Source organism: Streptomyces sp. NPDC002698, from assembly GCF_042888945.1.
Taxonomy (GTDB): Bacteria; Actinomycetota; Actinomycetes; order Streptomycetales; family Streptomycetaceae; genus Streptomyces.
Genome location: NZ_JBIAQM010000010.1, coordinates 1 through 22,561, shown reverse-complemented (window position 1 = coordinate 22,561; position 22,561 = coordinate 1). Strand labels below are relative to the sequence as shown.

Here is a 22,561-nt window from a genome sequence, read left to right as displayed (position 1 = left end):
CGGTAGGTCAGATACCCATGACCCGGTCAAGAATTCGTTAGTGTGCCGAAGCATCGGAATAGTTGCCCGGGCGGACCGGTTCCTTCTGCACGTACCCGCGTGGATCACCCGACCGGCGTCCCCTGCCCAGGGGTCACCCGGCCGACCGTCCCCGCATCCACAGGGACCACCCCTCCCCCTCGCTCTCCCGAGAGCCCCTTCACTCACGGCCTGGAGGCCCCCGCAATGACGCACACGACGACCGGCAGGACCGCGCGCGGGCCGGGCGGCGCGACCGTGCCGGTGCTCGCCTTCGCGGGCATCGTTGTCGCGGTGATGCAGACCCTGCTCGTCCCGGTCATCAAGGATCTGCCGACGCTCCTGGACACCGCGCCCAGCAACGCCACCTGGGTCCTGACCTCGACCCTGCTCGCGGGCGCGGTCGCCACCCCGATCATGGGCCGCCTCGGCGACCTCTTCGGCAAGCGGCGCATGCTGCTGACCAGCCTGTCGATCATGGTGGTCGGCGCCCTCGTCAGCGCGCTGACCAGCACACTGCTGCCGATGATCGTGGGCCGTTCGCTCCAGGGCTTCGCGATGGGTGCGATCCCGCTGGGCATCGGCCTGATGCGCGACCTGCTGCCCCGCGAGAAGCTCGGCTCCTCGATGGCCCTGATGAGCTCCTCGATCGGCGTCGGCGGCGGACTCGCGCTGCCCGCCGCGGCCCTCGTCGCGCAGCACGCGGACTGGCACGCCCTCTTCTACGGCGCCGCCGGACTCGGCGTCCTCTCGATCGTCCTCACCCTCGTCTTCGTGCCGGAGTCCCCGATGCGCGCGGAGGGCACCTTCGACGTGCTGGGCGCGATCGGCCTGTCCGCCGGGCTCGTGCTCTTCTTGCTGCCGATCACCAAGGGCAGCGACTGGGGCTGGACCGCGCCCACCACGCTCGGCCTGTTCGGCGCGTCCGTCGCCGTACTGCTGCTGTGGGGCGTGATGGAGCTGCGCCTGAAGGCCCCGCTGGTCGACCTGCGCACCACGGCCCGCCCGGCGGTCCTCTTCACCAACCTCGCCTCGATCATGGTCGGTGTCTCCTTCTACGTCGTCTCGCTGGTCCTGCCGCAGCTCCTCCAGCTCCCGACGTCCACCGGGTACGGCCTCGGCCAGTCGATGGTGAACGCGGGCCTGCTCGTGGCACCGCTCGGCCTGACGATGATGCTCACCGCCCCCGTGTACGCCCGTCTGTCGGCGAAGTACGGCCCGAAGATCACGCTGATCATCGGCATGGTGATCATCGGGATCGGCTACGGCGCCGGTCTCGGCCTGATGAACGCCGCCTGGCAGTCGCTGGTCATCGCGGTGATCCTGGGCGCGGGCATCGGCCTCGCCTACTCCTCGCTGCCCGCCCTGATCATCGGCTCCGTCCCGGCCTCGGAGACGGGCGCGGCCAACGGTCTGAACACCCTGATGCGCTCCATCGGCACGTCGGTGTCGAGCGCCGTCATCGGCATGGTGCTCGCCAACACGGCGCACCACGTCGGCGGGGCCGCCGTCCCGACCATGCACGGCTTCCGCGTGTCCTTCCTGATCGCCACGGGCGCGGTCGCCGTCGGCGTGCTCATGGCACTGTTCCTGCCCGGCCGCCGCCCGGCCACCAAGCCCTCGCTGGTGGCGAGCAGCGAGGAGGACGCGGCGCTGGAGCGGGCGCACGAGGTGCTCGGCGGTTTCCGCGGCCGGGTCCTGGACGCCGAGGGCGGCCCGGTCGCCCGCGCCAAGGTCACCCTGATCGACCGGCGCGGCCGCCAGGCGGGTGCCACCTTCTCCGCCGAGGACGGCAGCTACGCGCTCGCCGTACCGGCCGAGGGCGCCTACGTGCTCGCCGCCCGTGCCGCCGGCCACGGCCCGCTCGCCTCCTCGGCGACGCACCGGGGCGACGACAGCCCGGTCGCCCTCGACCTCTCGCTCCCGGGCGAGAACGCCGAGGTCACCGCCTGACGCCCCGGCCCGCCCCGGCGTGATCATCGACACTCCCGCCGTCCACGTGGCGGAAGTGTGGTGCACGATGGGGCGGCCGGGGATCCGTAGACCCGGGCAGTGCTCTGCGCACCCCTTGCTGTTCGCACCGATGGAGGACCCCATGCCCGCGGCACCCAAGCCCGAGATCCTCGCCGCCTTCGAGGCCGCGAAGGGGTTCATGCCGCGGGGTGAGGGACTCGCGCTGTACGAGGCCGCCGTCGAGGCCGGACGGCTCGGGCTGCCGCTCCTGGAGGTCGGCACCTACTGCGGACGTTCCACGATCCTGCTCGCCGACGCGGCCCGCGAGGCCGGGGTGACCGCGATCACGGTCGACCACCACCGGGGCAGCGAGGAGCAGCAGCCGGGCTGGGAGTACCACGACCCGTCCACGGTCGACCCGGAGATCGGCCTGATGGACACACTCCCCACCTTCCGCCGCACCCTTCACCGGGCGGGCCTGGAGGACCACGTGGTCGCGCTGGTCGGCCGCTCGCCGCAGATCGCCGCCTTCTGGGGCACGCCCCTCGGCCTGGTCTTCGTCGACGGCGGCCACACCGACGAGCACGCGAGCGGCGACTACGAGGGCTGGGCACCGCATGTCGCCGAGGGCGGGCTCCTCGTCATCCACGACGTGTTCCCGGACCCCGTCGACGAGTTCACCGGCCAGGCCCCCTACCGCGTCTACCTCCGGGCCCTGGAGTCGGGCGCGTTCACCGAGATCGCGGTGACCGGCTCCCTGCGCGTCCTGCGGCGAACCGGAGCGGGGATCTGAGCGCCCGGTTAGAGTCGCTGACGTGTCGTACGTAGGCCCTGACTTCGAACCGCCCCAGCCGCGCCGTTCCCGGCGCGGACCGCTCACCGTCGCGCTCGCCGCGCTCGTACCCGGCGCACTGGCCGGGTACCTCGTGTGGCAGGCCGTGGGAGACGATTCGGGGGGCGGCTCCGACCGGGCCGTTCCCGCTTCGTCGTCCTCCGCGACCGGCTCCGTCTCCCCCTCCTCTCGGGCGTCCGCCTCCACCACGGACGACACCAAGCCGAGTACGTCGTCGACCCCGGCGCCCTCGTCCTCCTCCTCGTCCTCCTCGAAGCCCGCCGCCTCCGGCTCCCTCAAGGGCAAGGTCATCGTCATCGACCCGGGGCACAACCCAGCCAACTTCCGGCACACGTCCGAGATCAACCGCAAGGTGAACATCGGAACGAACTGGAAGGAGTGCGACACGACCGGCACGTCGACCAACGCGGGTTACACGGAGGCCCGGTTCACCCTCGACGTCGCGCACCGGATGCGGACCATCCTCGAAAAGCGGGGCGCCACGGTGAAGTTGACCCAGGACGGCGACCGGTCCTTCGGCCCCTGCGTCGACGAGCGGGCCCGTATCGGCAACACGGCGCACGCGGACGCGGTCGTCTCCCTCCACGCCGACGGGTCGGCGGCCGGCAACCGCGGCTTCCACGTGATCCTCCCGGCGTCGGTGCACGAGGGCGCCGCCGACACCCGTCCGATCGTCGCCTCCTCCCGCGACCTCGGCGAGCGCATCGCGGGCCTGTTCGTCCGCGAGACGGGCAGCGCGCCCTCCAACTACGTCGGTGACGGAACCGGACTGGTGGTCCGTAAGGATCTCGGCGGTCTCAATCTGTCAACGGTTCCCAAGGTGTTCATCGAGTGCGGCAACATGCGCGATACGAAGGACGCGGCGCTGCTCACCAGTGGCGCGTGGCGAGAGAACGCGGCACGGGGGATCTCTGAAGGAATCGTTGGTTTCCTGCACGGGTAGTGATCTACGGACTCAACCCGGCGGACACCCTGATCGTCCGGGCGATAAGGTCGTCCGTACGATAAAGGGCCACCCCCGCGCTTCACACCGAGTCCTGACAACGGCACTATGTCGGCGACACGGTGCACAGCGATGCCTCACCGATGACGAGACGACTGACGAAGGACCTGAAGTGAATATCCGCTCCCTCACTCGAGGCGACGGCGTGGTGATCGGAGCAGCGGTGTTGCTGTTCATCGCGTCGTTCCTCAATCTCTACTCCTTTTCCGGGTACAGCGTTGACTCGAACGCCTGGGACAGCCTCGGCGAAGGCCTCGGCATCTACATGGGCGGGGTCATCGGCGCGGCCCTGATCGTCGTCAACCGCTGCCTGCCGCAGCCGCGCAAGGTCCTCGGGCTCGACCTGGGCACGGTCGGCGCGGCCTTCACGGTGCTGGTGGCCTGGACCCTGTTCTGGTCGATCGTGGACGTCCCGGACAGCGCCAGCGCCTCCGCGGGTCTCATCCTCGGCTTCATCGCGGCCCTCGTCCTGGCCGGCGCGGCCGTCGCGACCCCGCTCGTTCCGGCCCTCCAGGCCGCGCTCGTCGGCGCCCCGACCCCGATCGCCCCGGGGCCCTACGGCGGTCAGCCGCAGGGTGGTTACGGCTACCCGGGAGCCTCGCAGCCCGGCCAGCCCGGCCAGCAGCCCTACGGCGCCCAGCCCTCGCAGCCCACGCAGCCGTTCGGCGGGCAGCCGAGCCAGCCGTCGGCGCCGCAGACGCAGTCGCCGGCCCAGGACTTCTCGCCGTTCTGGTTCGCCGTCCCGGTCGCGCGGCCGCTGTTCGGTGAGGACGGCTCGCCGTCGCCGATCGCCGAACTGGCGCCGGGCACCTGGTACCTGGCCGTCGAGCAGCGTGGTGCGACCCTGGTGGCGCAGACGCAGGACGGCCGTCGCGGTGTGCTTCAGGACACCTCGGGGATCCAGCGCGGCTGATCCGCCCATCGCTCTCGCGACGGCCCCTCGCCCTTTCCGGCGGGGGGCCGTTGTCGTACAGTCGCAGCACGCCACGAACTGACGGATCGTCAGAACTCTGTTTCTGGAGGCGCCATGCGGCTCGGTCTCGCGCTCGGCTACTGGGGGCGCGGCCCCTCTGCGGACCATGTGCCGCTCGCCGTCGAGGCGGAGCGGCTCGGCTACGACTCGGTGTGGACCGCGGAGTCCTGGGGCTCGGACGCGTTCACCCCGCTCACCTGGATCGCCGCGAGGACCACGCGCATCCGGCTCGGCACGGCGATCGCGCAGATGGCCGCCCGCTCCCCCACCACCACCGCGATGCACGCGCTCACCCTCGACCATCTCTCCGGCGGGCGCATGATGCTGGGGCTCGGCCTGTCGGGACCCCAGGTCGTCGAGGGCTGGTACGGGCGGCCGTTCCCGAAGTCGCCGCTGACCGCGACCCGGGAGTACGTCGACGTCGTACGCCAGGTCCTGCGGCGCGAGGGGCCGGTCGAGCTGGACGGCCGCTTCCACTCCCACCCCTACCGAGGCGCGGACGGCACGGGACTCGGCAAGGCGCTCAAGCCGATCACGCACCCGCTGCGGGCCGAACTGCCCGTCCTGCTCGGCGCCGAGGGCCCGAAGAACATCGCGCAGACGACCCGGATCGCGGACGGCTGGCTGCCGCTGTACTGGTCGCCGACGCGTCCCCAGGCGTACGAGGCCTCGCTCACCGACCTGCCCGAGGGCTTCCTCGTGGCGCCGATGGCCCGCGCGCACGTCTGTGACGACGTCGCCGAAGGGCTGCTGCCGGTCAAGGCGATGCTCGGCTTCTACATCGGCGGGATGGGGCACGCGGCCCGCAACTTCCACGCCGATCTGATGGCCCGGATGGGCTTCGCGGAGGAAGCCCGCAACATCCAGCGGCTGTTCCTGGAAGGGCGCCGGGAAGAGGCCGTCCTGGCCGTACCCGACGCCTTCGCGGACGAGATCTCGCTCGTCGGGCCGCGTGAACGCATCGCCGAGCGGCTGGAGTCGTGGTGCAAGGGCCCGGTGACCGACCTGCTGGTCCTGTCCCCGGACCCCCACACCCTGCGTGTGCTGGCCGAGCTGAACTCCTAGGACCTGTCTGACAATTCCCGTCGCCCGGCGGCCGTTCCGGTCGGCGTGGCCCGTTCGGGTTTCATCCGGGGCCGACGGGCAATCCGCTCGACATGTCCCCTAGATATCGCAACGGTTCGAATCAGGCGGGGACGGTCATCGCGATCATCGCGGACGTCATGGCCGTCATCCTGGGCCTCTGGATCCTGATGTATCTGCTCGACGCCAATCGTGGCAACGACCTCGTGCAGTTCATCCACAGCACCGCGGCCTGGCTGGCCGGCTGGTCGCGCGACCTGTTCACCTTCGACAAGGAGTGGGCGCGTGTCGTCGCCGGCTACGGCCTCGCCGCCGTCGTCTACCTGTTCATCGGCCACGCCGTCGCCAACCGAATACACCGGCACTGACCGGCGCCGGCAGCGCACCGAGGAACCCGAGCGTCCGGACGGTCCGGGAAGCCAGGACCGTCCGGACCTTCAGCGGGCGGACGTGCAGCAGTCGGGGTCCAGGCCGACCGGCAGTCGCTCGCCGCCGAAGACCGCGCAGGTGGCCTCGTCGCCGCCCAGCGCGGCGACCGCCAGGAGCAGGGAGCCCGCCGTCCAGGTGGTGAGCTCCTCGGGCCAGACGGCCCGGTCCTCGAAGACATAGCCCGTCCAGTACAGACCGGACCGCGGATCACGCAGGTGCTGGATGGACTGGAGGATCTCCAGAGCGCGGTCCGACTCGCCCACCGCCCAGAGCGCCAGGGCGAGTTCGGCCGACTCGCCGCCGGTCACCCACGGGTTGGGAACCACGCAGCGCACCCCGAGACCGGGCACCACGAAGCGGTCCCAGCCCTCCTCTATGCGGGACTTGGCCTCGGCGCCCGTCAACGCGCCGCCGAGCACCGGGTAGTACCAGTCCATGGAGTAGCGGCCCTTGTCGAGGAACCGCTCCGGGTGGAGCCGGATCGCGTGCCGCAGCGCGCCGACGGCCAGCTCCCAGTCGGGCTGCGCCTCCTCGCGCTGCTCGGCGATGGCGAGGGCACAGCGCAGCGCGTGGTGGACCGACGAACTCCCGGTCAGCAGCGCGTCGTCGACCGCCGTTCCGTCGTCCTCGCGCTTCCAGCCGATCTGCCCGCCGCTCTGCTGGAGCCGCAGCACGAACTCCATGGCCGCGTAGACCGTGGGCCACATGCGGTCCAGGAAGACGTCGTCGCCGGTCGCCAGGTAGTGGTGCCAGACGCCCACCGCGATGTACGCGACGAAGTTGGTCTCGCGGCCGCGGTCGGTGACGTCCTCGAAGTCCCCGTCCGCGTAGGCCGCGTACCAGGACCCGTCCTCGTTCTGATGCCGTGCCAGCCACTCGTAGGCCCGCTCGGCGGCCTCGTGCTCGCCGGCCGCGTCGAGCGCCATGGCGGCCTCGGTGTGGTCCCACGGGTCGAGGTGGTGGCCGCGGAACCACGGGATGGCTCCGTCGGGGCGCTGCACCGCGAGGATCCCGCGCACCGTGGCGGCGGCCTCCTCTGCGGTGAGGACCCCGGGCAGGACGAGGTGTTCTGTCCGCCGGGGAGTGGTCACGTGGCGTCCGCCTCGGAAGCGGACTTCGCGGACGTCCCGGCGAGCTTCGGCAGGTGCGGCTTGGTCGCGTACGCCACGAAGCTCTTGCCGATCAGCGGGTTCAGCGTCTGCTCGACGACCCGGGTGGCCAGCGGCTTCTTCATGATGTCCCAGACGAGCAGCTTGTGGTACGCCCGCACGGGCAGCGCCTTGTCGTTGTCGACGCCGAACGCGCACTTCAGCCACCAGTACGGCGAGTGCAGCGCGTGCGCGTGGTGGGAGCCGTAGGGCCGCAGGCCGGCCTCGCGGATCTTCGCGAGCAGTTCGTCCGCCTTGTAGATGCGGATGTGGCCGCCCTCGACCTCGTGGTAGGCGTCGGACAGCGCCCAGCAGACCTTCTCCGGGCCGTAGCGCGGCACGGTGATGGCGATGCGCCCGCCCGGCTTGAGCACCCGGACCATCTCGGCGAGGACGCCCTTGTCGTCCGGGATGTGCTCCATGACCTCGGAGATGATCACGACGTCGAAGGACTCGTCGGGGAAGGGCAGCGCGAGCGCGTCGCCCTCCATGGCCGTCGCGGTGGCACCCGCGGGCGCCTCCCCGGCCTCCTTCATCGCCGCGAACCACTTGGCGACCTCGCGGATCTCCTCGGCGTTCTGGTCCAGCGCCACGACCTGCGCGCCGCGCCGGTAGCACTCGAAGGCGTGCCGGCCGGCACCGCATCCGAGGTCCAGGACGCGGTCGCCGGGGGCGAGCGGGAACCGGGAGAAGTCGACGGTCAGCACGTGGCCCTGCTTTCGCGATTGGCTGCAACTAGTTCTTCGGCCGCGGGAGTGGCCTCCGCGGCCTCGGCGCGGTCGGGTCCCGGGGCCGCCGGGGAGCCGGCGTCCGGCGCGCCGCCGCGCGGGCGGAGCCGGGACGCGGAAAGGGCCATCGCCGCACGGTAGTGGGCCACCGTGCCCTCGGCCGCCCTGGCCCAGGTGAAGCGCGCGAGGACGCGCTCGCGCCCGGCGGAACCGAGCCGTGCCCGGAGCGCGGGGTCACCGAGGAGCCGGCCGAGGGCGGCGGCCAGCGCTCCCGGGTCGCCCGGGGGAACCGCGAGGCAGGTCTCGCCGTCGGGTCCCGCGACCTCCGGGATCGCTCCGCCGGTGGTGGCCACGAGCGGGGTACCGGTGGCCATCGCCTCGGCGGCGGGCAGCGAGAAGCCCTCGTACAGGGAGGGCACGCAGGCGACCTCGGCCGAGCGGACGAGGTCGACGAGCTCGGCGTCGGAGATGCCCTTGACGAACTCGACGGCGCCCTCCAGGCCGTACCGCTCGATCGCCTGGGCGACCGGCCCGTCCTCGGCGCGCTTGCCGACGACGACGAGGTGCGCGCCAGGGTGTTCGGTACGCACCTTCGCGAGCGCCTCGACGAGGAACACCAGACCCTTGAGCGGCACGTCGGCACTGGACGTGGTGACGATGCGGCCCGGCACCTGGGGCACGGAGGGGTCCGGCGAGAAGAGGTCGGTGTCCGCGCCGATGTGGACGACGTGGATGCGGTCCTGCTCCACCCGCAGGTGGTCGACGATCTCCTGCCGCGAGGTGCCGGAGACGGTGAGGACGGACGGCAGGCGGCGCGCGACGCGCTTCTGCATGCGGGTGAAGGCGTACCAGCGGCGGACCGAGGCCCGGCGCTGCCAGCCCTCGGCGGCGTCCAGTTCCAGTTGCCGGTCGACGGTGATGGGGTGGTGGATGGTGGTCACCAGCGGGGCGCCGACGTCCCCCAGCAGTCCGTAGCCGAGCGTCTGGTTGTCATGGATGACGTCGAACTCGCCGCGCCGGGCCCGCAGGTGCCGGCGGGCGCGCAGCGAGAAGGTCAGCGGCTCGGGGAAGCCGCCGGTCCACATGGTGCCGACCTCCAGGGCGTCGACCCAGTCGCGGTACTCGTCGCGCGCGGGGGTGCGGAAGGGGTCGGGCTGGCGGTACAGGTCCAGGCTGGGCAGCTCGGTGAGGCTCAGCCCGGGAAGGCCCTCGTCGAGCACGGGGTAGGGCTGGGAGCCGATGACCTCGACGCGGTGGCCGAGGCGGGCGAGTTCGCGGGAGAGATGCCGTACGTAGACACCCTGGCCGCCGCAGAACGGGTTTCCCTTGTACGTGAGAAGCGCGATGCGCAGGGGCGGTTCCCCGTCGGCTGCCGCGCCCTTCCCGGGGTCCGCCTCCATGGCCTCAGCGGTCACTTCCGGTCCCCTTCTCCCTGCACTTTCCCGCGAGATTACGCCGGGACGCTAATCTAGAACAAGTTTCAGACTTGATCGTTCACGGAGCATTGAATCTACCGGCAGGTAGCGCCGCTGTGAGCGGTGGATCAGGTGATTCACGCCACGACGGGGCGGCTGGATCAGCTGGTCCACTCGGTGGTGTGACGCCCTGCGGTCGGCTCGTCGCTCCCTCTCGCCGATGTCACGGAACGGACCCATGCCTGCGGAAGCCAAGGCGGACTCGAAGAACGCGCGACCCGCGCCGGGGGGCGGCACGTCCGCCGCGCCTTCCGGTGCCGCGCACACCCGGCCGCACTCCATGTCGCATCCCGCCTCCGCGCCGCTCACCGAGCGGCAGGAGGCGCGCCGCCGCCGGATCCTGCACGCGAGCGCGCAGCTCGCCAGCCGGGGCGGCTTCGACGCCGTGCAGATGCGCGAGGTCGCGGAGTCGTCCCAGGTCGCTCTCGGCACCCTGTACCGCTACTTCCCCTCGAAGGTGCATCTGCTGGTCGCCACGATGCAGGACCAGCTGGAGCACATGCACGGCACGCTGCGCAAGAAGCCGCCGGCCGGGGACACCGCCGCGGAGCGGGTGGCGGAGACCCTGATGCGGGCGTTCCGCGCGCTCCAGCGCGAGCCGCACCTGGCCGACGCGATGGTCCGCGCGCTCACGTTCGCGGACCGCAGTGTCAGCCCCGAGGTCGACCAGGTCTCGCGGCAGACCACGGTGATCATCCTGGACGCGATGGGCCTCGACGACCCGACGCCGGCCCAGCTCTCCGCCGTCCGCGTCATCGAGCACACCTGGCACTCGGCCCTGATCACCTGGCTCTCCGGCCGTGCCTCGATCGCCCAGGTCAAGATAGACATCGAGACGGTCTGCCGCCTGATCGACCTGACCGACCCGAACGGCCGGTAGCCCCTCCGGGCCGGCCAGGGCGACCGGGACGCCCTGGCCGGCCGGGAGGACCGGAAGACCCGGGCCCACAGCGGCAGCGGCAGCGGCAGCCTCGGTGGCAGCGGCTAGCCCACGGGCTCCAGGCCGCTCCAGCTGCGGCCGATCGCCGTCTCTCCCGCCCAGCGCTCCAGCAGCCGTCGCGCCTCCGGCTCCGGGGCCGCCAGCGACACGGCCTGGGCGCCCGCCCGGACATCGCGTTCCTGCTGATGGGTGCCCTCGCTGCAACAGGCGCAGAGGACGCGTACGGAACTGGCCGGCTCGGCGCCGAAGCCGTGCTCGGTGAACAGCTCGAGCAGAGCCTCCAGGTCCCCCGCCTCGCCGGCCGCGACCGTCACCTCCAGGGTCGGCAGCGGCGAGGGCTCGAAGAGCGTGAGCTCGTCGAACACGGGGTACGTCGTGCCGCCGTAGACCCGTTCGCCCTTGGGTTCGCCGTCGTGCACGACGATCTCGCCGTACCGCCGCCCGCCCGTGACGGGCACGTTCACCACGCGCCCCCGGGTCGGGCACAACCGCTCGATCCACACGACCTCCCGCTCCCCGTCGGTGTCCAGCCGTACGCAGGCGGCGCCGAAACGGCCCGCGATCTCACCCTCCCCGTCGGGGATCTCGATGCCGAAGCCCTCCCAGGCGTCGCGGGCCGTCGCCCAGTCCCGCAGGATCGTGGCGGCGATGCCGAGGTTCCAGTACGCGGGATCGCCCTCGCCGCGCGGGGACCGGGCCGCCGCCTCCCGCCCGAGGTCGAGGGCCTTGTCCCAGTTCCGCAGGAACTTGTGGGCGAGCGCGGCGTCGTACCACCACACCGCGCTCGGCTCCTCGTCGGGGAAATGCGCGAGCACCCGCTCGTAGAGGTCGGCGGAACGCTGCCACTCCTCGGCGTCCCACGCCGCTCCCGCTTCCTCGATCAGCTTCCTGGCCTCGGACTTCTGCACGCTTCCCGCCCCGGTCGATCCGTCGAAGGCTGGAGGATATCCGGGGAGGCGGGCCGTTCCCGTGCCCGGCCCGGCGGTCTATTCCTCCGGCGGGAACACGGGCTCGCCGCCGGCCAGCAGCGAGATCATGACGGCCTCGACCGGGCAGCCCTCGGCCGCTTCCAGGATCTTCTCGTTGGCGTCGGTCTCCGGTTCGACGGGATGGGACTGCATGCCGGCGTCGAGGCGGAAGGCGTCCGGGGCGAGGTGGACGCACTGGGCCGAGCCGATGCAGACGGAACGGTCGACCTCGACCTGCCAGCGGTCGCCCATCCTCAGGCCTCCCAGCCGGCCGGCAGGTGGATCATCTTGTGCTCCAGGAACTCGCCGTACCCCTCGGGCCCGAACTCCCGCCCCAGGCCCGAGTTCTTGTAGCCGCCGAAGGGGCCCAGCATGTCGAGGCTGAAGGTGTTCACCGAGTAGGTGCCGGTACGGACCTGGCGGGCGATGTCGATGCCGTGGGCGACGTCCGCCGTCCAGACGCTGCCGCTCAGCCCGTAGTCGGAGTCGTTGGCGATCTTCACGGCCTCGGCCTCGTCGCCGTAGGGGAGCAGACAGATCACCGGGCCGAAGATCTCCTCCCGGGCGATGCGCATGGTGTTGTCGACGTCCCCGAACAGGGTCGGCTCGACGTACCAGCCGCGGTCCAGCCCCTGCGGGCGTCCGCCGCCGGCCAGGATCTTGGCGCCCTCCTCCTGGCCGATGCGGATGTAGTCGAGGCTGCGCCGCCGCTGCCGTTCGGCGACCAGCGGTCCGACCTGGGTGGCCGGGTCGAGCGGATCGCCGACGACCAGCGCGTTCGCCGCCGTGGCGAAGGCGTCCGCGAACTCGTCGTAGCGCGAGCGGGGCACGAGGATGCGGGTCTGGGCCACGCAGGCCTGGCCGTTGTTCATCCAGGCCGCCGAGACGATCCCGGGGACCGAGGTGTCGAGGTCCGCGTCGGGCAGCACCACGGCCGCCGACTTGCCGCCCAACTCCAGTGTCACGCGGGTGAGATGACGGGAGGCGACCTCCATCACCCGCTTGCCCGCCGCGACCGAGCCGGTGAAGGAGACCTTGTCGACGCCCGGGTGTCCGACCAGGTACTCGCTGACCTCGCGGTCGGCCGGAAGGATCGACAGCACCCCTTCGGGCAGCCCGGCCTCCTTCGCGATCTCCCCGAGCAGATAGGCGTCCAGGGGCGATTCGGGCGACGGCTTCAGTACGACCGTGCAGCCGGTCAGCAGCGCGGGCGCGAGCTTGGCCGCCGCCACGAACTGCGGGACGTTCCACGGGACCACGGCAGCCACCACGCCCACCGGCTCACGGCGGACGAGGATCCTGCCGAGGACTCCGTCGCGGGTCTCCTCGTACGTGTAGCCGCGCGCGACCGTGATCGCCGTGTCCCACACCATCATCGCGCCGAGGGCCTGCGCGAGGACGCTCCAGGAGTAGGGGGAGCCGTTCTCCGAGGAGATGACGCGGGCGATCTCCTCGTGCCGTACGGCGATGGCGTCCTTGATCCGGGTCACGACCGCGATCCGCTCGTCGAGGCTCATGCGCGGCCAGGGCCCCTCGTCGAACGCCCGGCGCGCCGCGGCGACGGCGCGGTCGACGTCCGCGGCGGAGGCGTGCGGCACCCGGCCGATGACCTCCTCGGTGTGCGGTGAGATCACCTCGATGACGTCCTTGCCGAGCGGGTCGGTCAACTCCCCGCCGATGAACAGCTGTCCGTGTTCCACGAGCTCGGTCATGGCCGACTGCCTCCCAAGGGTGCTCTCCGGCACCATGTCTGACGGTTCATCAGATATGAGAACTGATACCAGTTCCCGCCACATGAGTCCACGGCACGGACACCGCCGTCCGCCCGGACGGAACAGTCGACCCGGGCTCCCATTGGAACCCGTTCTAGTTATAGTGGCGGGAATCGGCGATGGGTGGAAGCGCATGACGCAGGTGACCGATCACGGCGGGGGCGTACGGTCCATCAGCGTCCCCATCCCGGACAACCCCCTCGGCCACACGCTGGTGTACCTGGTCGACACCGACGCGGGGCCCGTGCTCGTCGACACCGGCTGGGACGACCCGGCTTCCTGGGACACGCTCGCCGAGGGGATCACCGGCTGCGGAACCTCGGTCGCGGAGATCCACGGCGTGGTCATCACCCACCACCACCCCGACCACCACGGCCTGTCGGGCCGGGTCCGGGAGGCGTCCGGTGCCTGGATCGCGATGCACGCCGCCGACGCGGCGATCGTCCGGCGCACCCGGGAGACCCGGCCCGAGGGCTGGTTCGCCTACATGGCCGCCAAACTGGAGGCCTCCGGAGCCCCGGAGGAGCATGTCGCCCCGCTCCGCGAGGCACCCCGCTCGCTCCGCCGCCCCAGCACCCTGCCCGGCTTCTCCCCCGCGTTGCCCGACCGCGAGATCGTCCCCGGCGAACTCCTGCCCCTGCCCGGCCGCCGGCTGCGCGCCGTCTGGACCCCCGGTCACACACCCGGGCACGTCTGCCTCCACCTGGAGGAGGCCCACCCGGACCGGCTGCCCGGCAACGGACGCCTGTTCTCCGGCGACCATCTGCTGCCGAGGATCACCCCGCACATCGGTCTCTACGAGGACCCGGACACCCACGGGATCGAGGGCCTCGGGGAGATCGCCGACCCGCTCGGCGACTACCTCGACTCCCTGGAGCGCGTCGGCCGCCTCGCCCCCGCCGAAGTGCTCCCGGCCCACCAGCACGTGTTCACCGACGCCCCGTCCCGGGTCGCCGAGTTGCTCGCGCACCACGAGGAGCGGCTCACCGGCCTGCTCACGCTGCTCTCCGTACCGCTCACGCCCTGGCAACTCGCCGAACGCATGGAGTGGAACCGCCCCTGGGCCGACATCCCCTACGGATCACGGAACATCGCGGTCTCCGAGGCAGAGGCCCACATCCGCCGACTGGTGAAACTGGGCCGGGCGGAAGCGGTGACGGGCAGCGACCCGGTGACCTACACGGCGGTGTGACACAGCCCCACCCACCGAGCCCCCGGCCCGACCGAGCCCACGCACTCCGATCACCCGGCCAGGCGCCACCCGCACCCGGCCGATCGCCCGGCCCGGCGGCTCCCGTGCCCAGCCGACCGCTCAGCCCAGCAGCTCCCGTACCAACGCGTCCGCCTCACCCAGGAGTCCGACCTCACGCGTGCCCATCGTCGGGTCGGCCGCCCTGCGCGATCCCGCCTCCTCGAGCCCCTCCTCGGTCACCTGGTCCTCGTTCCCGTCGAGCAGTGCCTCCAGCGTCTCCTCGGCCACGCCTCCGATCGCCTCGCCGCCGACGGCGACCTGGGCGAGGATCACGGCGGACATGGCCCAGTCGAGACCGGGTGCCCCCTCCTCGGCGTCGGACCAGTCGATGACCTTCGGCCCGTCCGGGGTGAGCATCACGTTGTCGGGGTGCAGATCCAGGTGCAGCACACGGACGGCGGGATCGGCGGAGAGCCGCGCGGGCACGACGTGCAGCTTGCGCAGCAGCCTGGCCAGGGTGAGGCCCGCCTCCTGGGCGGAGAGCAGGCCCTGGCCGAAGGCCTCCAGCATGGTCGGCCCGGACAGCCGCTCCATCACCAGGTCCCCGCCGGTCGCGGCCCGCACCCCCGGCACCGGATAACCGTGCGAGTGCACGTGCTGCATCACCGCCGCCTCGGCCGTCGCGTCGCCCCAGCCCTCGCGGTCCCGCCGCAGCACCCACGCCTCGTCGATCTCGTAGACGTCCGCCGAACGCCCCGAACCGAGCAGTCTCCCCGTTCGCATGACCCGAACCTAGCGGATGTCGCCCAGGTCACTCCGGGCCCGTGCCCCAGGCAACACCCGGCGGAATCCGGGCGGCCGGTAGAGTGTGCGCGTCGTCATCACACCCTTACGAGGAGAAGCCGGTGCGAATCCGGCGCTGACCCGCAACCGTGAGCCACTTCGGTGGTGAGCCGGATCGCCTCGCACGGGACGTGACCGGCTCGTGCCCTCGGCAGCCCGCCGACGGCCGGCATCGTCGAGGGATACGGAGCCGGAGCCGCCCGGATACCTCAGCGTGCCCGGTGCTGCCCGGCTCCCCGCAGGGGAGAGTCATGTTTGTTCGCCGCACCGCAGCGGTACTGGCCGCCACCGCCGTCATCGGGGCGGTCGCCGCACCGGCCGCCTCCGCCGACTCCTCCCCTTCGCCGTCGCCCTCGGTGGCGCTGCCCTCGGGCCTGTTCGGCTCCGCCGACCCGACCTACGACGGCGTGTGGCGCCAGTCGCTCGCGCTGCTCGCCCAGCACACCGTCGGTGTGCGGCCCGCCGAGAAGGCCGTGGACTGGCTGACCGGCCAGCAGTGCGCGAACGGCGCCTTCGCCGCGTACCGCGCCGACGCGGCCGCCGCGTGCGACGCGAAGACGCAGGTCGACACCAACAGCACCGCGGCCGCCGTCCAGGCCCTCGCCGCGCTCGGCGGACACGACGACGCCACCGGCAAGGCCGTCACCTGGCTGGAGTCCGCGCAGAACAAGGACGGCGGCTGGGGCTACATGGCCGGCGGACCTAGCGACACCAACTCGACGTCCGTCGTCATCGGCGCGCTGAAGGCGGTCGGCAAGAAGCCCGCGAGCGTCTCCAAGGACGGCAAGTCACCCTTCGACGCCCTGCTGAAGCTGTCGACGGCCTGCGACGCGGAGGGCGACGGCGCCTTCGCCTACCAGCCCGACAAGAAGGGCAAGCTGGCGGCGAACGCGGACGCGACCGCGGCGGGCGTGACGGCCGGCATGGGCCAGGGCTTCGTGGCGGCGACCGGCTACGCGTTCGACCTCACGGGTTGCGTCATCGCCGACGCCCCCGACATGGCGACCGCGGCGGGGAACGGCGCCAACTATCTCGCCAAGGCGCTGGCGAAGACCTCGTACCTGAAGTCCGCGCTCCCGGGTGCCAAGGACCAGCCCGACTACGGCAACACCGCGGACGCGGTCGTGGCCCTGTCCGCCATCGGTGCGACGAAGGCCGCGCAGAAGCCGCTCACCTGGCTGGAGAAGAACTCCGCCGACTGGGCGGCCCAGTCCGGCCCCGCCGCGTACGCGCAGTTGATCTTCGCCGCGCACACCTCCGGCACCGACCCGCGCGACTTCGGCGGCAAGGACCTCGTCGCCCAGCTCAACGCCACGGGCCCGGCGCCGGCCGCGGCGGGTGCCTCGGCGAGCCCGAGCGAGAAGAAGAACGACGAGAAGAAGGACGACGGCAACGGGCTCGGCGTCTGGTGGATCGTCGGCGTCGGCCTGGTCGCGGGCATCGGCATCGGCTTCCTGATCAGCGGCCGCAACAAGAAGCGCCAGCTGTGACCACCCGTCGGACGACCGCACCCCTTCTGGCCCTGGCCCTGGCGCTGGCCCTCCTGCTCCTCGTCCTCGGCGGCGCGGGGCAGGCCGGAGCCGTCGGCTACCGCTACTGGTCCTTCTGGGACCTGACCGGCGGGAAGTGGACCTACGCCACCCAGGGCCCGTCGACCGCGCGGCCGTCCGACGGCGACGTCCAGGGCTTCCGCTTCGCGGTGAGCGAGGACTCCCAGCACGCCGTACAGCCGCGCGGGGAGCGGGAGTTCGCCGCGATATGCGCCAAGACGCCCGCCCTGCACGGCAAGAAGCGGGTGGCCCTGGTCATCGACCCGGGTACGGCCGCCGACGCGCCGTCCGGCGAGCGGCCGCCGTCCGCGCGCACCGCCTGTGCCCAGGTCGCCCCCGACGCGAGCACCGCGGAGGCCCTGGCCGCGGTCGCGGGCCCCCTGCGCTACGACACCAACGCCCTGCTGTGCGCCATCACGGGCTATCCGCGGACGGGCTGCGGCGACCCGGTCGCGGCGGGCGGACCCACCGCGTCCGCCCGCCCGCACACCTCCGCACCGGCCCGGCAGGGCCCTTCGGTGGGCCTGCTGGCGGGAGCGGCCGCGGTGGCCGTGCTGGGTGCGGCGGCCGTCTGGCAGGCCCGTCGGCGCAGGGGCTAGGCGCAGATCATGACCAAGTCCGACCGCCCGACCATCTCCACGGGCGACCGTCCCACGGCGCGATGGGACTCCGCCCCGCCCGAACGGGACCGGGAACCCCGGATGTCGGGCCCCCGGCGCCCGGACGCGGACGAGACGACGGTCCCGCCGAGCACCGACCCGGCGGGACCGTCGCCGGCCTCCCGCCTCCGCCCCCGCGCTCTCCCCCTCTCCCTCCCCCACAGCCGCAGCCGCAGCCGCACGAGCGGCACGAGCGGCACGCGTACCGTCTCCGTGGCGAACCGGGCCCACGCCCTGCACCCCGGGGCCTGGTGGATCTGGGCGCTGGGACTCGGAACGGCGGCCTCCCGCACCACGAATCCGCTTCTGCTCGCGCTGCTCATGGCGGTGGCGGGGTTTGTGGTGGCCACTCACCGCACCGACGCCCCCTGGGCCCGCTCCTACACCGCGTTCGTGAAACTGGCGGCGGCCGTCCTCGTCATCCGCCTGGCCTTCGCCGTCTTCCTCGGCTCCCCGATCCCCGGCACGCACGTGATCGTCACCCTCCCCGAGATCCCCCTCCCGCACTGGGCACAGGGGGTGCGCATCGGTGGCCGGGTCACCGCCGAAGGCCTGCTCTTCGCGCTCTACGACGGCCTGAAGCTGGCCGCCCTCCTCGTCTGCGTCGGCGCGGCCAACGCCCTCGCCAACCCGGCACGGCTGCTCAAGTCGCTGCCGGGCGCGCTGTACGAGGCGGGCGTCGCGGTGGTCGTCGCGCTCACCTTCGCGCCGCACCTGATCGCCGACGTCCAGCGACTGCGCGCCGCGCGCCGGCTCCGCGGCCGTCCCGACCGGGGGCTGCGCGGCCTCCTGCACGTCGGACTCCCCGTCCTGGAGGGCGCGCTGGAGCGTTCGGTCGCGCTGGCCGCGGCGATGGACGCGCGCGGGTACGGGCGCACGGCGCAGGTCCCGGCCGCCGTCCGCCGGACCACCGGAGCCCTCACCCTGGGCGGCCTGCTCGGCGTCTGCGCCGGCACCTACGGACTGCTGACCGCGGCGGGCGACAGCTACGGCCTGCCGGTCCTGCTGGCCGGACTCGGCGCGGCGCTCGGCGGCCTGTGGCTGGGCGGCCGCCGCACACCGCGGACCCGCTACCGGCCGGACCTCTGGGGCGTCCGGGCCTGGCTGGTCGCCGGGTCGGGCGTGGCCGTAGCGGCCCTGATGATCGTGGCCGCGTCGAGCGACCCCGCCGCCCTGCGCCCCGGCGTCGTCCCCCTGGTCGCCCCCACCCTCCCGCTCCGGCCGGCGGCGGCGATCCTCCTCGGCCTGCTCCCCGCCTTCGCGGCCCCGGCCCCGGCCGCCCGGCGAACCCCCGCACCCGCCCCTGAGGAGTCACCGTGATCCGCTTCGAGGATGTCTCCGTGACGTACGCCGGTGCGGCCGAACCCTCCGTCCGGGGCGTGGACTTCGAGGTGCCGGAGGGCGAACTGGTGCTGCTCGTCGGCCCGTCCGGGGTCGGCAAGTCGACGGTGCTGGGCGCGGTGAGCGGACTGGTCCCGCACTTCACGGGCGGAACGCTGCGCGGCCGGGTCACCGTCGCGGGGCGGGACACCCGTACCCACAAGCCGCGCGAACTCGCGGACGTGGTCGGCACCGTGGGCCAGGACCCGCTGTCCCACTTCGTGACGGACACGGTGGAGGACGAACTCGCCTACGGCATGGAGTCGTTGGGCCTGGCACCGGCCGTGATGCGCCGCCGCGTCGAGGAGACCCTCGACCTCCTCTCGCTGGCCGACCTGCGCGACCGCCCGATCGCCACCCTGTCCGGCGGCCAGCAACAGCGGGTCGCGATCGGTTCCGTGCTCACCCCGCACCCGCGCGTCCTGGTCCTCGACGAACCCACCTCGGCCCTGGACCCCGGCGCCGCCGAGGAGGTCCTCGCCGTCCTCCAGCGCCTGGTCCACGACCTCGGCACCACGGTCCTGATGGCCGAGCACCGCCTGGAACGCGTCGTCCAGTACGCCGACCGCCTCGCCCTCCTGCCCGCGCCGGGTGCGCCCGTCGCCGTCGGCACCCCGTCCGAGATCATGGCCGTTTCCCCGGTGTACCCGCCGGTGGTGGACCTCGGCCGCCTGGCCGGCTGGTCCCCGCTCCCCCTGACCGTGCGCGACGCGAGACGCCGGGCGGGAGCACTGCGCGAGCGCCTCACCATCACCACTCCGGCACCGGCCGGACCCGCCGCTCCCCTCGGCCCGTCCCTCCCTCTTCCTCTTCCCGAGGCGCCGGAACCTCCCGCCGCCTCCCCTTCCCCGCTCTCCCGTCTCCTCCGCGGTCGCGGCCGTGGGCGCGGTCCCGCCGCCCCGTCGTCGCCGGAGGTGGCCGTCGTGGCGTCGCTGGCCGTCCGGCGCGGGCGCGTCGAGGCTCTGCGCCGGGTCGATCTGACGGCGGGGCCGGGCGAGACGATCGCGCTGATGGGCCGCAACGGCGCCGGGAAGTCGACGCTGCTCGGAGCGCTGGTCGGGCTCGTCGAGCCGACCGCCGGTTCCGTACGGGTCGGCGGGGCGGCACCACATCGCCTGGCGCCGCGTGACCTCGTACGGCGGGTGGGACTCGTACCGCAGGAGCCGCGGGATCTGCTGTACGCGGACACGGTGGCCGCCGAGTGCGCCGCGGCCGACGAGGACGCCGGGGCCGCCGCCGGAACCTGCCGGTCGCTGGTGTCCGAACTACTGCCGGACATCGCGGACGGCACGCATCCCCGCGACCTGTCCGAGGGGCAGCGGCTGGCGCTGGCGCTGGCCGTCGTCCTCACCGCCCGCCCTCCGCTCCTGCTCCTCGACGAGCCGACCCGCGGTCTCGACTACGCGGCCAAGGCCCGGCTGGTCACCGTGCTGCGCGGGCTCGCCGCCGAGGGGCACGCCATCGTGCTGGCGACCCACGACGTGGAACTCGCCGCCGAGCTCGCCGACCGTGTGGTGATCCTCGCGGACGGCGAGGTCGTCGCCGACGGTCCCACCGCCGAGGTGGTCGTCGCGTCCCCGTCCTTCGCCCCGCAGGTCGCCAAGATCCTGGCCCCCGCGCCATGGCTCACCGTCGCCCAGGTCAGAAGGGCCCTCGCATGACCGCCTCCGACGCGTCCGCCGCCCGCCCGCAGCCCCAGGCCCGGGCCGTCCGCCTCGGCCCGCGTTCCGTCGCCGCCCTGGCCCTGGTCAGCGCGACCGGGACCGCCGGGTTCGCCTGGCCGCTCTTCGCGGGTCCCGGCTCGCAGGTCAGCGCGCACGCCCAGGACGCGCCGTGGCTGTTCGCCGGGCTCCTCGTCCTGCTGGTCGCGGTGGTCGCGGCGACGATCTCCGAGTCGGGCCTCGGCCCGAAGGCGGTCGCCATGCTCGGCGTGCTGGCCGCGACCGGCGCCGCGCTGCGCCCGATCGGGGCCGGGACCGCCGGCATCGAGCCGATGTTCTTCCTGATGGTCCTGAGCGGGCGGGTGCTCGGGCCGGGCTTCGGCTACGTGCTCGGGTCCGTGACCATGTTCGCGTCGGCGCTGCTGACCGGCGGGGTGGGACCCTGGATGCCCTTCCAGATGCTGGCCATGGGCTGGTTCACGATGGGGGCCGGCCTCCTGCCGGGCCCGGACCGGCTGCGCGGCCGCGCGGAACTGCTCATGCTCGCCGGATACGGCTTCCTGGCCGCCTTCGCGTACGGCACCGTCATGAATCTGGCCGGCTGGCCCTTCATGGACGCGCTGGCCTCGAACATCGCCTTCGACCCGCACGCCGCCGTCCCCGCCAACCTCGCCCGCTTCGTCGCCTACTGCCTGGCCACCTCCCTCGGCTGGGACCTGGGGCGGGCGGTCGTCACCGTCGTCCTGACCCTGACGATCGGCACGACCCTCCTGAAGGCGCTGCGCCGGGCCACGCGGCGGGCTGCCTTCGAGAGCCCGGTCACGTTCGAACCCCGCTGATCCGCGACCCACGTCACACCACCCCGCGGCGCCGCGTGACCCGCCCCGTACCGTCCGTCAGCCACGGGGTGAAGCGGCCCACAGGGCCCACGTCACATACGAAGCGGCTTCGTAGATCAACGAGCGTGGCATGGACGCGTCGTCATGCCCTCTGACCTGGGGATCGAGAGCCACGTCACACAGTGGACTTTCACCTCGGATGCGACCACAACTAGTAAAAAGGGTCATTGCGGACGAGCTCGGATCCTGTTTGTCTTGTGGACGTCGCCAGGCACCACGAGCCCCCACGGGCCGCGGCGCCGACGTACGCCGCTCCTTCCACACACCACGTGGTCACGACGTACGAGCGACCCCATGTCCCCTAGGAAACAGGTTCTCCGTGTCCGTCTCCGTCATCCGCCGCATCGTTTCTTCCCCGAAGAAGGCTCTCGCCGGTACCGCCGTGGCCGCCGCCACCGCCGGCATGGTCCTGGCAGCGGCGCCCGCCCAGGCCGCCACGCCGACCAGCGCCTCCGCCGCGAAGTCGATCGCCCACTCGATGATTCCGGACGCCGGGCAGTTCAACGCCTTCAGCAAGATCGTCGAGCACGAGAGTGGCTGGAACGTCAACGCCACGAACTCCTCGTCCGGTGCGTACGGCCTGGTCCAGGCCCTGCCCGGTTCGAAGATGGCCTCCGCCGGCTCCGACTGGAAGACCAACCCCAAGACCCAGATCAAGTGGGGCCTGGACTACATGAACTCCCGCTACGGCAGCCCGGCCGGCGCCTGGAGCTTCTGGCAGGCCAACGGCTGGTACTGATCAGCCCAGCAAACACAAGGCGGCACCCCGTTTCCCGGGGCTGCCGCCTTCGTCGTACCCGGGATCTCCCGGCCCCACCGGCCACAACCTTCTTTCGCCCCCTCCGCCCCTACCCGACCCACCCTGGGGCTCCGCCCCAGCCCCCGCTCCTCAAACACCGGAGGGGCTGGACCCTGCACCCGCAGCCGGGATCCGGCGTGAGGGGACGTGCCGGTACATCAATGCCCGTCGCCACCGACGCCCACCCCTCACCCAACGGCGACGGGCTGATGCACCGGCACGGCCCCGACCCACC

General features: G+C 72.6%; 21 protein-coding genes and 1 riboswitch. Of the genes, 14 read left to right on the top strand and 7 right to left on the bottom strand.

All coding sequences use genetic code 11. The annotated features are described in order from the left end of the window. Positions 1 to 225: 225 nt before the first annotated feature. From ACFYW9_RS16460 to ACFYW9_RS16435, 6 genes are all read left to right on the top strand, one after another. On the top strand, positions 226 to 1,971 hold the full coding sequence (locus ACFYW9_RS16460) for an MFS transporter (RefSeq protein WP_389150174.1): 1,746 nt from the start codon (positions 226 to 228) through the stop codon (positions 1,969 to 1,971). A 142-nt stretch (positions 1,972 to 2,113) separates the two neighbouring features. After that, positions 2,114 to 2,764 carry a class I SAM-dependent methyltransferase gene (locus ACFYW9_RS16455; protein ID WP_387306810.1) on the top strand — a complete coding sequence of 217 codons (651 nt, stop codon included), beginning with the start codon at positions 2,114 to 2,116 and terminating at the stop codon, positions 2,762 to 2,764. A gap of 22 nt (positions 2,765 to 2,786) precedes the next feature. Further along, positions 2,787 to 3,767, top strand: a complete 981-nt coding sequence (locus ACFYW9_RS16450) for an N-acetylmuramoyl-L-alanine amidase (protein ID WP_389150169.1) — start codon at positions 2,787 to 2,789, stop codon at positions 3,765 to 3,767. 205 nt (positions 3,768 to 3,972) lie between these two features. Beyond that, a complete protein-coding gene (locus ACFYW9_RS16445; protein WP_389150166.1) occupies positions 3,973 to 4,740 on the top strand; it encodes a hypothetical protein in 768 nt (255 codons plus the stop codon). 114 nt (positions 4,741 to 4,854) lie between these two features. Then, positions 4,855 to 5,865, top strand: coding sequence for an LLM class F420-dependent oxidoreductase (locus ACFYW9_RS16440; protein ID WP_389150163.1), 1,011 nt, complete (start codon positions 4,855 to 4,857; stop codon positions 5,863 to 5,865). A 92-nt stretch (positions 5,866 to 5,957) separates the two neighbouring features. Further along, positions 5,958 to 6,251 (top strand): hypothetical protein, encoded by a 294-nt coding sequence (locus ACFYW9_RS16435; RefSeq protein ID WP_326788091.1) that lies wholly within the window; start codon positions 5,958 to 5,960, stop codon positions 6,249 to 6,251. Between the two features lie 69 nt (positions 6,252 to 6,320). Here ACFYW9_RS16435 and ACFYW9_RS16430 read toward each other — a convergent pair whose 3' ends face one another. From ACFYW9_RS16430 to ACFYW9_RS16420, 3 genes are read right to left on the bottom strand one after another with little or no spacing between them, the layout of a single operon-like run. Next, positions 6,321 to 7,403, bottom strand: coding sequence for a prenyltransferase/squalene oxidase repeat-containing protein (locus ACFYW9_RS16430; protein WP_351864820.1), 1,083 nt, complete (start codon positions 7,401 to 7,403; stop codon positions 6,321 to 6,323). Next, a complete protein-coding gene (locus ACFYW9_RS16425; protein WP_351864817.1) occupies positions 7,400 to 8,167 on the bottom strand; it encodes a class I SAM-dependent methyltransferase in 768 nt (255 codons plus the stop codon). The genes ACFYW9_RS16430 and ACFYW9_RS16425 overlap by 4 nt, the downstream gene beginning before the upstream one ends. Next, on the bottom strand, positions 8,161 to 9,603 hold the full coding sequence (locus ACFYW9_RS16420) for a glycosyltransferase family 4 protein (protein WP_389150158.1): 1,443 nt from the start codon (positions 9,601 to 9,603) through the stop codon (positions 8,161 to 8,163). Before ACFYW9_RS16420 ends, ACFYW9_RS16425 begins: the two co-directional genes overlap by 7 nt. Positions 9,604 to 9,943: 340 nt before the next feature. On the opposite strand from ACFYW9_RS16420, the gene ACFYW9_RS16415 reads away from it, so the two are divergent. After that, positions 9,944 to 10,543 carry a TetR family transcriptional regulator gene (locus tag ACFYW9_RS16415; protein ID WP_389150618.1) on the top strand — a complete coding sequence of 200 codons (600 nt, stop codon included), beginning with the start codon at positions 9,944 to 9,946 and terminating at the stop codon, positions 10,541 to 10,543. A gap of 104 nt (positions 10,544 to 10,647) precedes the next feature. Here ACFYW9_RS16415 and ACFYW9_RS16410 read toward each other — a convergent pair whose 3' ends face one another. From ACFYW9_RS16410 to ACFYW9_RS16400, 3 genes are all read right to left on the bottom strand, one after another. Further along, entirely contained in the window at positions 10,648 to 11,511 is an 864-nt protein-coding gene (locus ACFYW9_RS16410; protein WP_389150155.1) for a tetratricopeptide repeat protein, read from the bottom strand. A gap of 78 nt (positions 11,512 to 11,589) precedes the next feature. After that, positions 11,590 to 11,823: a ferredoxin gene (locus tag ACFYW9_RS16405; RefSeq protein WP_326788086.1), complete on the bottom strand. Its 234-nt coding sequence runs from the start codon at positions 11,821 to 11,823 to the stop codon at positions 11,590 to 11,592. A gap of 2 nt (positions 11,824 to 11,825) precedes the next feature. Next, positions 11,826 to 13,283 (bottom strand): aldehyde dehydrogenase, encoded by a 1,458-nt coding sequence (locus ACFYW9_RS16400; protein WP_389150151.1) that lies wholly within the window; start codon positions 13,281 to 13,283, stop codon positions 11,826 to 11,828. A gap of 193 nt (positions 13,284 to 13,476) precedes the next feature. Between ACFYW9_RS16400 and ACFYW9_RS16395 the strand changes: the two genes are divergently transcribed. Continuing rightward, positions 13,477 to 14,535 carry an MBL fold metallo-hydrolase gene (locus tag ACFYW9_RS16395; RefSeq protein WP_389150148.1) on the top strand — a complete coding sequence of 353 codons (1,059 nt, stop codon included), beginning with the start codon at positions 13,477 to 13,479 and terminating at the stop codon, positions 14,533 to 14,535. Positions 14,536 to 14,655: 120 nt separating this feature from the next. Here the strand turns inward: ACFYW9_RS16395 and ACFYW9_RS16390 are convergent, their stop codons facing one another. After that, entirely contained in the window at positions 14,656 to 15,318 is a 663-nt protein-coding gene (locus tag ACFYW9_RS16390) for a phosphotransferase (RefSeq protein WP_389150145.1), read from the bottom strand. A 113-nt stretch (positions 15,319 to 15,431) separates the two neighbouring features. Beyond that, positions 15,432 to 15,495: riboswitch (cobalamin riboswitch) on the top strand. 134 nt (positions 15,496 to 15,629) lie between these two features. Here ACFYW9_RS16390 and ACFYW9_RS16385 point away from each other — a divergent pair. The 6 genes from ACFYW9_RS16385 (at position 15,630) to ACFYW9_RS16360 (ending at position 22,266) form a co-directional block, all read left to right on the top strand. Further along, positions 15,630 to 16,868 (top strand): prenyltransferase/squalene oxidase repeat-containing protein, encoded by a 1,239-nt coding sequence (locus ACFYW9_RS16385; protein WP_389150142.1) that lies wholly within the window; start codon positions 15,630 to 15,632, stop codon positions 16,866 to 16,868. Next, positions 16,865 to 17,527 carry an SCO2322 family protein gene (locus ACFYW9_RS16380; RefSeq protein WP_351864795.1) on the top strand — a complete coding sequence of 221 codons (663 nt, stop codon included), beginning with the start codon at positions 16,865 to 16,867 and terminating at the stop codon, positions 17,525 to 17,527. The genes ACFYW9_RS16385 and ACFYW9_RS16380 overlap by 4 nt, the downstream gene beginning before the upstream one ends. A 9-nt stretch (positions 17,528 to 17,536) precedes the next feature. Then, positions 17,537 to 18,907: an energy-coupling factor transporter transmembrane component T gene (locus tag ACFYW9_RS16375; protein WP_389150139.1), complete on the top strand. Its 1,371-nt coding sequence runs from the start codon at positions 17,537 to 17,539 to the stop codon at positions 18,905 to 18,907. Next, complete coding sequence (locus tag ACFYW9_RS16370) at positions 18,904 to 20,628, top strand: ABC transporter ATP-binding protein (protein ID WP_389150136.1); 1,725 nt, start codon at positions 18,904 to 18,906, stop codon at positions 20,626 to 20,628. The genes ACFYW9_RS16375 and ACFYW9_RS16370 overlap by 4 nt, the downstream gene beginning before the upstream one ends. Further along, positions 20,625 to 21,467, top strand: a complete 843-nt coding sequence (locus tag ACFYW9_RS16365) for an ECF transporter S component (RefSeq protein WP_389150133.1) — start codon at positions 20,625 to 20,627, stop codon at positions 21,465 to 21,467. Before ACFYW9_RS16370 ends, ACFYW9_RS16365 begins: the two co-directional genes overlap by 4 nt. Before the next feature lie 379 nt (positions 21,468 to 21,846). Continuing rightward, positions 21,847 to 22,266, top strand: a complete 420-nt coding sequence (locus tag ACFYW9_RS16360; RefSeq protein ID WP_326788077.1) for a transglycosylase SLT domain-containing protein — start codon at positions 21,847 to 21,849, stop codon at positions 22,264 to 22,266. The last annotated feature ends 295 nt before the right edge of the window (positions 22,267 to 22,561 follow it).

Excerpts from the sequence above, each read along its gene's own strand:
- ACFYW9_RS16460 (WP_389150174.1), top strand. The coding sequence starts at position 226 with ATGACGCACACGACGACCGGCAGGACCGCGCGCGGGCCGGGCGGCGCG.
- ACFYW9_RS16395 (WP_389150148.1), top strand. The coding sequence starts at position 13,477 with ATGACGCAGGTGACCGATCACGGCGGGGGCGTACGGTCCATCAGCGTC.
- ACFYW9_RS16375 (WP_389150139.1), top strand. The coding sequence starts at position 17,537 with ATGACCAAGTCCGACCGCCCGACCATCTCCACGGGCGACCGTCCCACG.
- ACFYW9_RS16385 (WP_389150142.1), top strand. The coding sequence starts at position 15,630 with ATGTTTGTTCGCCGCACCGCAGCGGTACTGGCCGCCACCGCCGTCATC.
- ACFYW9_RS16405 (WP_326788086.1), bottom strand. The coding sequence starts at position 11,823 with ATGGGCGACCGCTGGCAGGTCGAGGTCGACCGTTCCGTCTGCATCGGC.
- ACFYW9_RS16365 (WP_389150133.1), top strand. The coding sequence starts at position 20,625 with ATGACCGCCTCCGACGCGTCCGCCGCCCGCCCGCAGCCCCAGGCCCGG.
- ACFYW9_RS16440 (WP_389150163.1), top strand. The coding sequence starts at position 4,855 with ATGCGGCTCGGTCTCGCGCTCGGCTACTGGGGGCGCGGCCCCTCTGCG.
- ACFYW9_RS16455 (WP_387306810.1), top strand. The coding sequence starts at position 2,114 with ATGCCCGCGGCACCCAAGCCCGAGATCCTCGCCGCCTTCGAGGCCGCG.
- ACFYW9_RS16400 (WP_389150151.1), bottom strand. The coding sequence starts at position 13,283 with ATGACCGAGCTCGTGGAACACGGACAGCTGTTCATCGGCGGGGAGTTG.
- ACFYW9_RS16435 (WP_326788091.1), top strand. The coding sequence starts at position 5,958 with ATGTCCCCTAGATATCGCAACGGTTCGAATCAGGCGGGGACGGTCATC.
- ACFYW9_RS16415 (WP_389150618.1), top strand. The coding sequence starts at position 9,944 with ATGTCGCATCCCGCCTCCGCGCCGCTCACCGAGCGGCAGGAGGCGCGC.
- ACFYW9_RS16390 (WP_389150145.1), bottom strand. The coding sequence starts at position 15,318 with ATGCGAACGGGGAGACTGCTCGGTTCGGGGCGTTCGGCGGACGTCTAC.